General features: G+C 65.6%; 12 protein-coding genes and 1 tRNA gene. 4 read left to right on the forward strand and 9 right to left on the reverse strand.

The window, feature by feature from the left end; genetic code table 11:
• The first annotated feature begins 13 nt into the window (after positions 1–13).
• Both CAPI_RS00590 and CAPI_RS00595 read left to right on the forward strand, forming a co-directional pair.
• A complete protein-coding gene (locus CAPI_RS00590) occupies positions 14–1,045 on the forward strand; it encodes an aspartate-semialdehyde dehydrogenase (protein WP_018017329.1) in 1,032 nt (343 codons plus the stop codon).
• 95 nt (positions 1,046–1,140) lie between these two features.
• The gene (locus CAPI_RS00595; protein ID WP_018017330.1) at positions 1,141–1,593 is read left to right on the forward strand and encodes a hypothetical protein; all 453 of its coding nucleotides are present in this window, start codon (positions 1,141–1,143) and stop codon (positions 1,591–1,593) included.
• Between the two features lie 15 nt (positions 1,594–1,608).
• Here CAPI_RS00595 and CAPI_RS00600 read toward each other — a convergent pair whose 3' ends face one another.
• Positions 1,609–2,154, reverse strand: a complete 546-nt coding sequence (locus CAPI_RS00600) for an RNA polymerase sigma factor (protein ID WP_018017331.1) — start codon at positions 2,152–2,154, stop codon at positions 1,609–1,611.
• Positions 2,155–2,303: 149 nt separating this feature from the next.
• Here CAPI_RS00600 and CAPI_RS00605 point away from each other — a divergent pair, with 149 nt between their 5' ends.
• Entirely contained in the window at positions 2,304–3,899 is a 1,596-nt protein-coding gene (locus CAPI_RS00605) for a catalase (protein WP_018017332.1), read from the forward strand.
• A gap of 80 nt (positions 3,900–3,979) precedes the next feature.
• Here CAPI_RS00605 and CAPI_RS00610 read toward each other — a convergent pair whose 3' ends face one another.
• The 6 genes from CAPI_RS00610 to CAPI_RS00635 are packed head-to-tail and all read right to left on the reverse strand — an operon-like array spanning position 3,980 to position 9,898.
• Positions 3,980–4,315 (reverse strand): Na+/H+ antiporter subunit G, encoded by a 336-nt coding sequence (locus tag CAPI_RS00610; RefSeq protein ID WP_026157102.1) that lies wholly within the window; start codon positions 4,313–4,315, stop codon positions 3,980–3,982.
• Positions 4,316–4,323: 8 nt separating this feature from the next.
• Positions 4,324–4,590: a hypothetical protein gene (locus CAPI_RS00615; protein WP_018017334.1), complete on the reverse strand. Its 267-nt coding sequence runs from the start codon at positions 4,588–4,590 to the stop codon at positions 4,324–4,326.
• A gap of 2 nt (positions 4,591–4,592) precedes the next feature.
• Positions 4,593–5,057, reverse strand: a complete 465-nt coding sequence (locus CAPI_RS00620; protein ID WP_018017335.1) for a monovalent cation/H+ antiporter subunit E — start codon at positions 5,055–5,057, stop codon at positions 4,593–4,595.
• Positions 5,057–6,589, reverse strand: coding sequence for a monovalent cation/H+ antiporter subunit D family protein (locus CAPI_RS00625; protein ID WP_018017336.1), 1,533 nt, complete (start codon positions 6,587–6,589; stop codon positions 5,057–5,059). Before CAPI_RS00625 ends, CAPI_RS00620 begins: the two co-directional genes overlap by 1 nt.
• Positions 6,586–6,996 carry a cation:proton antiporter subunit C gene (locus tag CAPI_RS00630; RefSeq protein WP_018017337.1) on the reverse strand — a complete coding sequence of 137 codons (411 nt, stop codon included), beginning with the start codon at positions 6,994–6,996 and terminating at the stop codon, positions 6,586–6,588. The genes CAPI_RS00625 and CAPI_RS00630 overlap by 4 nt, the downstream gene beginning before the upstream one ends.
• A gap of 1 nt (position 6,997) precedes the next feature.
• On the reverse strand, positions 6,998–9,898 hold the full coding sequence (locus CAPI_RS00635) for a DUF4040 family protein (RefSeq protein ID WP_018017338.1): 2,901 nt from the start codon (positions 9,896–9,898) through the stop codon (positions 6,998–7,000).
• 149 nt (positions 9,899–10,047) lie between these two features.
• Here CAPI_RS00635 and CAPI_RS00640 point away from each other — a divergent pair, with 149 nt between their 5' ends.
• On the forward strand, positions 10,048–11,448 hold the full coding sequence (locus CAPI_RS00640; protein ID WP_040356669.1) for a membrane protein: 1,401 nt from the start codon (positions 10,048–10,050) through the stop codon (positions 11,446–11,448).
• 188 nt (positions 11,449–11,636) lie between these two features.
• On the opposite strand, the gene CAPI_RS00645 is transcribed toward CAPI_RS00640, so the two are convergent.
• Positions 11,637–11,713: transfer RNA gene (locus tag CAPI_RS00645), tRNA-Pro, on the reverse strand.
• 51 nt (positions 11,714–11,764) lie between these two features.
• Entirely contained in the window at positions 11,765–12,670 is a 906-nt protein-coding gene (locus CAPI_RS00650) for a metallophosphoesterase (protein WP_018017340.1), read from the reverse strand.
• Positions 12,671–12,679: the final 9 nt, after the last annotated feature.

A 12,679-nucleotide genomic window follows, 5' to 3' on the forward strand; every position in this document is an offset into this window, starting at 1 on the left:
AGAAAGGTTCGCCTTGACCACCATCGCAGTCGTCGGAGCTACCGGGCAGGTCGGGCGCGTCATGCGCGCGATCCTGCAGGAACGCAACTTCCCGGCAGATAAGGTGAGGTTTTTCGCCTCCCCCCGCTCGGCGGGCAGCACGCTGGAATTCCGGGGCGAGGAAATTGTGGTGGAGGATCTCACGCAGATCATCCCGGAGTCCGTTGCTGACGTGGACATCGCACTGTTTTCCGCGGGCGGAGGCACCTCGCGCCAGTGGGCCCCCGTGTTCGCTGAGGCGGGCGCGAAAGTAGTGGACAACTCCTCCGCGTGGAGGGGTGACCCGGAGGTGCCCCTCATCGTGACCGAGGTCAACCCGGACAAGGCGCGCGACCTGCCCAAAGGGATCATCGCCAACCCGAACTGCACCACGATGGCCATCATGCCGGTAGCAAAGGCTCTTCACGACGTCGCTGGCCTGAACACCATGCGCGTTGCCTCCTACCAGGCCGTTTCCGGTTCGGGCCTGGCGGGTGTGGAGGTGTTGGCGAACCAGGTCGCTCAGGTGGGGGAGCGCAACCGCGAGCTGTCCCGCGACGGTTCCGCAGCGGCCACCGCCGACACCGCTCCCTACGTTGCGCCCATCGCGTACAACGTGGTTCCGCTGGCCGGCACTCTCGTCGACGACGGCTCTCTAGAGACCGACGAGGAGCAGAAGTTGCGCAACGAATCGCGCAAAATCATGGGCCTGCCGGACCTTAAAGTGTCCGGGACGTGCGTTCGCGTTCCCGTCTTCACCGGCCACACCATGGTCGTCCACGCCGAGTTCGACCGAGCTATCACCCCGCAGGAGGCGCACGCCGCTCTCGAGTCGGCACCGGGTGTGCGCGTGGTCGAGGTTCCCACCCCGCTCGAAGCAACCGGGAAGGACGAGTCCGTCGTCGGCCGCATTCGCCAGGACCAGGTTGTCGACGGCAACCGCGGCCTCGTCTTCGTCGTCTCAGGCGACAATTTGCGCAAAGGCGCGGCGCTGAACACGATCCAAATTGCCGAGTTGCTGGTGTAGCGTGGCCGCGCCGTGGGCCACGGATTGCCTCACATTTTGGTCTCAGTCCGATAAACCTGCTTGCGCAGGCTGAGGCGGAGATGACAATGGAACGCATGACTTTTTCCCACCGCGTGCGGGCCGCGACGTGCGCAGCGGCAGTGGCTCTTTGCCTAGCCACTCCGGCAGCGCCCGCGGGAGCGGAAAGCGCCGCGGCCACAACGAGCGTCTCGCCTGCTGCGAACCTCGACGACCTCGATGACGTCGCCGTCGAGCCTGGGAGCACCCTTACCCTGGCGGCCGAGGACGGCGTGAGCTACACGGTCGCCTCCGAGCCGCCACTGCCGGCGGGTTGGAGCGTGTTAAGCAAAGACGGCAGTCTCCGCTTGACCGTCCCGTCCACCGCGGAGTCCGGAAGTGTTGCCACCATTACGGTGGAGCGCTCCGATGGCAGCAAGGGCTCTTTCAACATCGTTGTGGCGCAGCAGCCGCAGCCCGCCAGCGATAATAACTCGAAGAACTGGATCGACCAGCTCCGCGGCCTCGTGTCCGGGCTCTTTTCCAGCTAGGATAGGCCGCCCCTCCTAGGCCCCGTCCACCTCAGCAACCATGTCTCGGCGCGCCCTGGCGACCCGAGAACGAATGGTTCCCACCCGCACCCCGGAAATTCGCGCGGCTTCTTCGTACGTGTAACCGAGCACCTGGGTGAGGATGAGCGCCTCTCTCCGTTCCGCCGGGAGGGCGTCGAGAAGCGAGCGCGCGTCCATCATCTCCGACCAGGTGTTGGGGTTATCCGGGCTCGGTTGTGTGGCCGCTACGGTGTCGTACTCCGCGACGGATTTGCGTGGCCGGGCCATGTCGTGGCGGACCGAATCGATCCACGCGCGCCGGGCGAGGGAAAGGAGCCAGGTGCGTGCCGACGATCGCGCGGCGAAACGGGGAAGGGCCCCGAGGACCCGCAGGTACGTCTCCTGAGTCAGGTCATCCGCCTGCTCGCGCCCGGCGAGGTGGGCGAGGAGGCGCCACACATCGTCCTGGGTGGCGCGGATGAACTGGGAAAGAGCGGCCTTGTCACCGCGTCCCGCCCGGAGGGCGAGTTCGGTCACGTACTCGTCGTTCCGGCTGCTCACAGGTGGAGAGATTACCAGCCGGGGGTGGGCCCACTGTGGGCGGTAAATAGGGGGTGAAACTCGTTGCCGGGCCAATTGCCTACACGTAAGATATAAATTGCACGTTTTTCATAACCAACGCTTTTTGAAGGCAAGAGGAGGCCGACATTATGGCAGACACATCGAAGGCGGAGGACATCGTCGAACGCGGTGAACGCCCTGCTGGCAATGGCAGGACGACCCAGCTGGGCGGCCAGCCGGTCGCCTCGGAGAACATCTCCGTTACCGCGGGTCGCCAGGGCCCGAATGTCCTCAACGACATTCACCTGATTGAGAAGCTCGCCCACTTCAACCGCGAGAACGTACCGGAGCGCATCCCGCACGCGAAGGGCCACGGCGCCTTCGGTGAGCTGCACATCACCTCCGATGTTTCCCGCTACACCAAGGCCAAGCTCTTCCAGCCGGGTGCCGTCACCCCGCTGGCGATCCGTTTCTCCACCGTGGCTGGTGAGGTCGGGTCTCCCGACACCTGGCGCGACGTGCACGGTTTCGCCCTGCGCTTCTACACCGAGGACGGCAACTACGACATCGTCGGCAACAACACGCCGACCTTCTTCCTGCGCGACCCGATGAAGTTCCCGGACTTCATCCACTCGCAGAAACGTCAGCCCCACTCCGGCCTGCGTAACGACGAGATGCAGTGGGACTTCTGGTCCCGCACCCCGGAGTCCGCGCACCAGGTGACCTACCTGCTGGGCGACCGTGGTACCCCGAAGACCTCGCGCCACCAGGACGGCTTCGGTTCCCACACCTTCCAGTGGGTCAACGAAGAGGGCGATGCGGTGTGGATCAAGTACCACTTCAAGACGCGCCAGGGCTGGGAGACCTTCACCGAGGAAGAAGCCACGGAGATGGCCGGCAAGAACGCCGACTACCACCGCCAAGACCTCTTCGACGCGATTGAGCGTGGCGACTTCCCCGCCTGGGACGTCAAGGTGCAGATCATGCCGTTCGAGGACGCGGAGAACTACCGCTTCAACCCCTTCGACCTGACCAAGGTCTGGTCCCAGAAGGACTACCCGCTGGTTGATGTGGGTTACTTCGTGCTCAACCGCAACCCGAAGAACTACCACGCACAGATCGAGCAGCTCGCCCTAGACCCCAGCAACCTCGTTCCGGGTGTGGGCCTTTCCCCGGACCGTATGCTGCAGGGACGCGCCTTCGCCTACGCGGACCAGCACCGCTACCGCATCGGGCCGAACTACAAGGACCTGCCGGTCAACCGCCCGATCAACGAGGTGAACACCTACGCGGAGCGCGGCCCGATGGCTTACTTCTTCTCCAACGAGGGTGAGCCGAACTACAGCCCGAACCGCACCTCCAAGGGCGCTGGCTACCTGGACAACGGGGAGGACTCCTCCTCCAACCACACGGATTACGGGCAGGCGGAGAACCTCTACGTCAACCCGGACCCGCACGGCACCGATCTCGTCCGCGCCGCCTACGTCAAGCACGCGGAAGACGACGACTTCGGCCAGGCCGGCACCCTCTACCGTGAGGTCTTCGACGACGCGGCACGTGCTCGCTTCGTCCACAACGTGACGAACAAGATGCTGCCCATCGAGGACAAGGACGTTGAGGAGCGCACGTTCGCCTACTGGGGCAACGTCGATAAGGACCTCGAGCTGCGTTTGCGCGCGGAGCTCGCTCGCAAGCGCGAGGAGGCGGGCCTCGACGAGAAGGAAGAGCAGTCTTCCGTCTTCTAGTCGTGCGCTAGCCCCCTAGCCCCCCAGCCCCCCTAGACCCGCCAGAGCGTGAACGCGCTCCGGCGGGTTTTCCTATGACCCTATGACTCAGCACCCATCTCGGGCGGCACCTTATCGACGACGGTGAAACCGTAAATCGAGCGCCCAATAACGAAACTGGCTACGGAGGCGATGATCCACACGCCTGCCAGGGACAACAGGGCGCGCAGGAAGTCGGAGACATCAAACCCGGCGGTCGCCCAAGAGCGGATGAGCTTTGCCACGATGAGCAGGGGGAACGCGAGACACACGAGAGGCCCGAGGAGATTCGCGCGCGTCAGCGCGTCCGGCGCTCGAAGCTGAAGCACGGCCGTGGCTACCGTGAAGATCGTGGCCGCCACGACGAGGAGGGCGACGATAATCTCGCTCAGTGTCATGACCGTCATCAGCGCCGCCCCCGGGAAATAATGCGGGCCATCGACATCGTGGGGATCGCCCCGCAGACGAGGCCGGCGAGCACCGCGACCTCGTAACCAATGGAGGAATCGTGGGTGAGCGTCCAGATGAAGTAGATGGAAACCATGCCGTAAAACACCAAGTCGGCCATCACCGCGCGGGAGAGCTCGTCCTTGGTCAGGATCAACGCGGCCAACCCGATGAGCAAGCTCAGAGTGATCACGACGATGCAGGTGTTCATAATCAGTGCGAACACGTCTAGTCCAACCTTTCTGCGGAAGGGAGATCCTCGGGCGGGGTATCGGGGCCAAGATCGCGGTATGCGCGCCACGGTACCGCTGTGGCGTCGAAAGGAAGCGAGGCGACCCAGGGGGCGAGGTGCTCTTCCATCTGACGTAGGCCCTCGATCTGTTCGATCGGGTCGGCGCCGAAGACGGCTTGAACGAGGAGGATTTTCCGCTCCGCGTGGTCTGGGTCGTGGCGAAACCCGATGGAGAGCGTCCCCGGGGTCGCGGTAATGGACGTGGAAAACCAAAACCGCTCCCAGTCCGAGCGAATGCGCAGAGGGTAGAAGATAATGATGGGCTTCATTCCCGCGTCAGGGCTAAACGCCGCGACGGTAGCGCCGACGCCCGCAGCAAAAATCTCCTTGACCAGCCAACCCGCGTACCCGACCGCGTGGCCGATGCGCCCTAGAACAGTGCCCGGACCTTTGCCCGCCATCACTTCACTCCTTCCTGCAACGTTGCTACATCGGGGACGCCAATCGGGTTGTCCCCGAGCACGGCGGCCGCGTAGCCGTCGACATCCAACAAGCTATCGGTGGCCGCCAACGAGGCCGACCACAACGGACCCGCAGCCAGGAACATCACCACCGACAGTGCCATGAGGACCGCGGAAGGGGCCAGGAGTCGGGGCGCCACATTCAACGCCGCCGGGTAATTCTGCATCGGACGACCCCAGAACACGTCCTTCCACACGCGCATCATGGACAGGAGCGCACCGAAGGAGGCGATGATGATGGCGGTGACCACGACCCACGACCGCCAGTCACCGGGCGCGACAGCGGCCATCATGAGCGTGACCTTGCCGAACAAACCGGAAAACGGGGGGAAGCCGACGATGGAGAACGCGCCCGCGGCGAACACCGCGGAGGTTAAGGGATCGCGCCGCGCCAGGCCCGCCAACTTGGATAGCGAACCGGTGCCGTACGTTTCCTCCACCGCCCCGGAGTTCAACACCAACGCGGCGACGGTGACCATGTGGTGCACCGTGTAGAGCAGGCCGGCCGCCAGGGCCTGGCGCGGGGAGGCGTCGGTAAACGCGAGCATGACCAGGATGAACGGCATGCCCCCCACCATTTGGTAGGCGAGCACGCGGCGTATCGACGTCTCCGCCAGCCCCGCGAAGCCACCCACCATCATGGAGATCACCATCACGACGATGATGAAGGTGCTCCAGCGCCCATCCATGTCGAACAGGGTCACCCAAAGTCGGTAGAGCATGTACACCGCGACCTTGGTGTGCAGGCCCGAGAACAACCCCATGACCGAGGCTGACGTTGACGGGTACGTGCGCGGCAGCCAGGTATGGACGGGGAAGACGGCCGCTTTGGACGCGATGGCGATGACGACGATCCCCGCCGCCACGGTGACCGGGCCGTTGCCGGCCGCGGCACCCCGCAGCGCTCCGAGGTTCACCGCCCCCGTGACGGCGTAGATATACCCGACACCCATGACGAGGAGGGTCGACGCCGCCAGGTTAAACAGCACGAACATGCGCGCCGAGAGGAGGCGATGGCGGGTCCCGGTCATCGCGATCAGCCCGTACGACGGCAGCAGCATGACCTCGATCATGACGAAGAAGTTGAATAGGTCCGCCGTAAGCAGCGCACCGCTCACACCCGTGACGAGCACCAGGGTCAGCGGCGTGTAGTAGCGCGCCGTGGTTTCTCCGGCAGCGATGGCGAACCAGTTGGCGGCGATCGCGACCGTCATTGCGGCGATGATCATGAGCGCGGAGAAGCGATCCCCGGCGAAGGAGATGCCCACCCCGCCCTGGTAGAGGCCAATGACGTGGGCGATCGTGCCGTGGCGGGAGGTATAGAGGTAGAGCCACACGCCGCCGGCGAGGTTGATGGCCGGGATCAGCAGCCCCAACGCGTCGTTAAGTCGCTTGAGCGGGTTGAGCGCTGTCACGGCCGACACGATGAGCGGCAGCGCCACGAAGACGGGAAGGAGCGCGTCCACGGTCACGGGGTTTCCTCCAACTCGTTGAGCTTCTTGGGATTCAGGCGGGCCGAACGACCCGCGGTGGAGAGGGCCGAGGGGCGGAGCACGTCGGGTTCCGTTTCGGGCGGGCGCGACACCGTGTCGTCGTCCCAGCCGAGGGAGGAGAGCATGAGGAGGATCGTCGTGGTCGCCATCGCGATGACGATGGCGGTGAGAACGAACGCCTGGGGGAGGGGATCAGCCATGTCGGAGAGGGGGGTGCGCGAGGGGAAATCCTCGCCGCGCCAGGCCCCCACGCCCGTGGCCAGTAGCGTCAGGTTCGTGGCGTGCCCGAACAGGGACATGCCGAAGATGATGCGGACCATACCTCGTTGCAGCACTAGGTAGACGGCGCCTGCCACGAGGACGGCAATGGTCAAAGCCATGATCATGCTAGAACTCTTTCCGCCCGACGGGCTGCGGGTCGTCGGCAGGGTTGATGGGCTCTGGGTGAGCGGGGGCCGTGTTGTCCGGCTGCTCCGGCTGGGGCACATCGGGCAGGGGGTTGGGTCCCCCGCGGCGGTAGGTGAGGTTTTCCACCTCCGTGCCCGGGCGAAGATAGCCACCCAGCTGGTTGATGGCCTGGGTGATCATGCCCAGCACCGCGAGGTAAATACCGAAGTCAAAGATAAGTGAGGTGGTTAGGTGCTCGCCGGCGATTTCGCCGTGGATGGCGTACATGAACCCGCCCTCCAGGAAGCCGAGGAACCCGGAGCTGATGGCGATGATGATCCCCCAGCCGGCCAAACGCGAGGGGGATAGCTCCCGGACCACGTAGTTGTCCGCGCCGCGCGAGAGGTAGTTCAACGCAAACGCTGTGGCCATGACCAGCGCGGCGACAAACCCGCCCCCGGGGGCGGTGTGCCCGCGGAAGAAGATCAGCACGGACAAAACGAGCAGAACCGGGACGACTAGCGCGCTCGCCTTGCGCAGTGGCACCGAGTTCAGCTGGGACTGGCCGAAGGGGCGGGGGCGGGTACCGGCCTCGAACATGTGGCGCGGCATCGAGCGGGTGACGGCGAGGATGACCACGGCGGCCATGCCAAGCACGGAGAGCTCACCGAGCGTATCGAAACCGCGGAACTCAACGATGATGACCGCGACGATATTGTCCGCCCCCGTGAGCCGACCGCCTTCGGTGAGGTACCACAGCGCCAGATCCGAGCGCTCCCGGCGCCCGGTGAGGCCGTAGACCCCGGCGAAGGCGACGACTCCGGCGAGGAGGGCCAGGGCGGCCGCGGCCCATTTCCGCGCGCGTGGGGTTTCGGGGAAAGAGCGGGGCTGGTAGCGCACCACCATCATGATCACCACGACCGTGAGCGCCTCCACGGCGAACTGGGTGAGAGCCACGTCCGGCGCGCTGAGTAGGAACATCTGGAGCGTCATACCAACGCCCACGGTGCCGAGCAGGACCGCCGCGGCCAACCGGCTGCGCGTGGTCACCAGCGCTAGGACCGACATCGAGATGATGGCAAACGGGATGAGGTCCCACCAGTTGGTCAACCCGTCGACACGCGGGGCGGGCGTGGCACCGTCGATGCCGGGCAGCGCGATCGCGCTAGCGCCTAGGGCGACAACGGCCGCGATGAGCCAGAGCAGGTGGCGGGAGGGGTTGAAGCCGTTTGCCATCGCCCCGAGCCCACGTCCAGCGGAACTCAGCGCTCCCACTAGGCCGTGAAGCGCAGCGTTGCCGTCGGTGGGCAGCAGGGCTCGATTGTTCAGCGCCTCGTAGATGCCGGCGCGTTTGAACACGAAGATGATGCCACCCACCAGCACCGCCATTGACACGACGAACGGTGCGGTGACGCCGTGCCAGAGGGCGAGGTGCGCTTCCTCCCCCTGGGTGATGGAGGCGACCGCGGCGTTGATGGGCCCGTCGACGCGGGACAGCATCAGGGGAAGCACCGCCGACATGAGGCCGGGCAGGGCTGCGGGGAGCCAGAGGGAGACAGGCGCCTCGTGGACACCTGTCATGTCCCGTGGCCCGTCCACGAAGGCGCCGAAGACGATCTTCGCGGAGTAGACGAAGGTGAGGAATGCTGCGCACCCCGCAACGACCAGCAAGAACGTACCGGTTCCCGGGGTTTCTGCAAACGCGGCGAGGATCGACTCTTTGGACACGAACCCGAACAGCGGGGGAACGGCCGCCATCGACGCCGCGGAGATAACCACGGACACGAACGTCCACGGCATTTTGTCGTACAGCCTGCCTAGCCGGCGGATATCACGCGTTCCCGCCTCGTGGTCAACCACGCCGATGAGCATGAAAAGACTGGACTTGAACAGCGCGTGGGCCAGTGTGTGCGTCACCGCAGCCGCGAGTGCCAGAGGGGAGCCAATGCCGATCGCGGCGACAATCCACCCCAGGTGGGAGACCGTGGAGTAGGCGGTGAGGTGTTTAAGGTCCGTCTTCGTGATCGCGAAGACCGCGGACATCGCCGCCGTAAACAACCCGACTGTGACCAGGAGCCAGTGCCACACGGGTGCGTCGGCGAAGATCGTCGAGAAGCGAAGCAGCACGTAGATACCGGCCTTGACCACTGCCGCCGCGTGGAGGAAGGCGGAGACTGGGGTGGCCGCAGCCATCGCCTCCGGCAGCCAGAAGTGGAAGGGGAACTGCGCGGCCTTAGTGAAGGCGGAGACCGCAACAAGGAGGGCGACCACGGTGGTCAGGCCCGGACGGGCGGACCACACCGGTGAGTCGAGGATCCCATCTAGACGGGTCGTGCCGGTGGCCACAGCCGCGACCGCCAGGGCCGCAAGCAGCGTCAACCCGCCGAAGAAGGTGAGGATGAGAGTGCGATACGAACCGGCCTGACCGCCCGACCCGGAGCGGGCGATGAGGAGGAACGAGGCAATGGACACCAGCTCCCAGGACACGAAGAGGACGACGACATCGTTGCTCAGCACGAGCAGCAGGACGGAGAAGGTAAACGCCGTCATGAGCGTGTAGAAGCTCGTGTTGCCCTCGCGCCGCGGCAGGTAGGCCGCCGAGTAGATGAACACAACGCCACCGATGACGAGGGCGAGAAGCGCAAAGAACATGCCTAGCCCGTCGGCGCGCAACGCGAGGTCAACGCTCGTGGACGGGCCGAGAATACCCCGTGCCCAGGGCACACTCCACGTCAAAGGCGCGCCCGCCGCGACCTCCGGGTATCGGCGGGCGAGAACGCCCGCGGCGGCGAAGAGGAGAAGCGCGAGCGGCCAGCCGGCACGCCTGTCCAACACGCGCACGAGCGGCGGCGCGAGGACCACTGCAGCACCGACCAACACGAGCACGAGGGGGAGAGTCATGTGAGCTCCGGGGCTTGACGTCAGGTTCTCTGGGTTGGGAAAAGCTAGGCTAAGGGTAGCAACCCAGCCCGACAGCCTCATAGTGGCGCCAGCGCAGACGTCGGTGCGCCTTGTCTGCTTAGCCGGTCGCCGGCGTTATATTTCGTGGCATGAAGTGGCGTTTACCGGCAGCCGTGGTGCTTTGCACTGCTGGCGCGTTCCTCCCCCTGACACCCGCGAGCACGTGGACGCACAGTGACGGGGCGGAGGGGGCACCAACGGTAACCGCCACCTCGGACGAGCTCGTCGCCGCCCGCCGAGCTGCGGGGGAGGCCGACAGCCAGGCGGGCTTCCTCACCCAGGGGACAGTCAAGCTCAAAGACGGCTCTGCACAACTCGACGACCAGTCGCAGCAACTTCTCGACGGCATCGGGTCCGCCCACGACGGCGCGCAGCAACTCGCGGACGGGATGGTGGAAATCCAGGCGGGCACCGGCCAGCTGGCCGACGGGGCGACGCAGGTCGCCGACGCGGTGGGGGGAGTGGTGGACCAGGTCGTCGGGTTCGAGGCGGTGCGCGGCCAGGTGGTGGCCAGCATCGACTCGGCGCTGGCCAAGATGGGCAACTCCCGAGAGCCGGATATTGTGCAAGCGCGCGAGACCCTGACCAACTTGCGTGAGCAGGCCCGCACGGCGGAGATTCCTGCCGACGTGGTGGCGCAGATGAACCAGCTGAAGTCGGGATCACGGGAGGTAGCCAACCAGCTCGCCGTTCCCGGTTACGGCTACCACGACGGGATCTACTCAGCGACGAAGGGAGCCGCCGACCTGGCCAGCGGGTTGTCCCGGCTGGATACGGGTGCCGACGCCGCGGGCGAGGGAATCGGACAGCTGCGTGATGGTGCGGCGCAGATCGACACGATGGCGGGCCTGACCTCTGAGAAGATCGACGCGGTGCAGCGCGCGTTGCCGGCCGCCCAGGCCGGTGAGGCGGAGGCGACAACGGAAGCCTCCCCGACATCGACCCTTGCCCCGCTCGCCGCCATGCTGCTCGCCGCCCTCGTCGTTTGCGGCGGTTTCCTCCTCGGCTCCCAGCGCAACCGGTGGGTCATTGGGGGCGGTGCGGTCTTTTTCGCGCTGGTGGGTTACGTGCTCGCCGTCATCGTGGGCTCCGGTCTGAGTGCTACCGCCCAGGCGGTGGGAGCGGTGGCGCTTGTCGCCGGCGCCCTTGCTTCCGCGGGCCTGTCGCGCGCCATATTTTCGACGTGTGGGCCCCGGGTTGGCTTGGGGGTGGCGGCCGCGCTCGTCACCATCCAAATCGGTGTGGTCGGTTGGGTATGGAAGTCCGCGACGACGGGCGCGGCAGGCGACATCGCCGAGGCGGTGTCGAGCGCGATGCCGATGCACTGGGTCACGGCCGCGTTGTCGGCGGCCGGCAACGGTGGGGCGCCGCACGCCATGTGGCTGGGAATCGCGCTAAGCGCCGCCTTGGCTGCTGTGGGGCTCGTGCCCGCGTTTAAAACGAACCGGACACCCCGCGACGGGAGTGTGCGGAACTCACCGTCTTGGTAACCACAATCCCGTCCTGACAGCCCATGGTGACGACGCTTCGTGCACACCTGGGCAGTTTTGCGGACGAGTCCGCCGGGCAGTTGCCCGGAGAGAAAGCGGCGCTCCATTGGAAATCATGTCCTTGTGGGGGTGGCGCGAAAAACCGGCGCTCCCCCCTCTGTGAAAGAGTGAAGAACGCCGGTTGACCGTGGTCGGGATAACAGGATTTGAACCTGCGACCTCTTCGTCCCGAACGAAGCGCGCTACCAAGCTGCGCCATATCCCGGTACTGGGGATACTTTAGTGCAGCCCCTCCCTGAGGCCAAAACTGCAGGTCTCAGTGCTTTCGCTCACTCATGCGCAGCAGTGCGGCGGAGGGACGGCAGAAGATGCGCACTGGCGCGTACTTCGAGGTGCCCAGCCCGTTGGAGACCTCCATCCACATCCGCCCAAAGCGATGCAGCCCCGATGCGCGCGCAGCGTCGATGTCCGCGTTGGTCACGATCGCACGCTCACCGGGCAGGCAAATCTGGCCGCCGTGGGTGTGGCCGGCTAGGGCAAGGTCGTAACCGTCAGCCTCGAAGGCGGAGAGCACCTTGCGGTAGGGGGCGTGGAGCAACGCGATGGAAAGGTCGGCGTCAGGGTTGGGAGCGCCCGCGACCTGCGAGTAGTCGTCTAAGTCGTGGTGCGGGTCATCCACCCCCGCCAGCGCCAGCTTCAGCCCACCCGCCTTAAACTCCAGCCGGCGATGCGTCGCATCCTGCCAGCCGCGTTCGATAAAGGCTGCTCGCATCCCCTTCCACGGCAGGTCTATGTACGACGGCTCCCGCTTCTGGTCCAGCAGGTACTTCACGGGGTTGACGGGCCGGGGGGCCCAGTAATCGTTCGTACCAAAGACGAAGGCGCCCGGTCTGTCCAACAGCGGGCCCAGCGCGTCGAGCACCCAAGGCACCCCCGCCGGGTCGGAGAGGTTGTCACCGGTGTTGATCACCAGGTCGGGGTTTAGCGCGTCGAGAGCCGAGACCCACGCGACTTTAGTCTCCTGGCCGGGGATCATGTGCAAATCCGACACGTGGAGAATGGTGAAGTCCTTCGACCCGCGCAGGGTACCGGGCTCCAAGATGGGCAGCTCGTACGTCTTCAAACGGAACTGTCGCAGTTCACGGTTGCCCGCGGCGAGCGCGAGGGCGCCGACGGCCGCGGTCGAGCCGGCAAGGGACAGGATCACTCGCGAAGTTTTCACCCGTTCCAC

This window comes from Corynebacterium capitovis DSM 44611, assembly GCF_030440535.1.
Classification (GTDB): domain Bacteria; phylum Actinomycetota; class Actinomycetes; order Mycobacteriales; family Mycobacteriaceae; genus Corynebacterium; species Corynebacterium capitovis.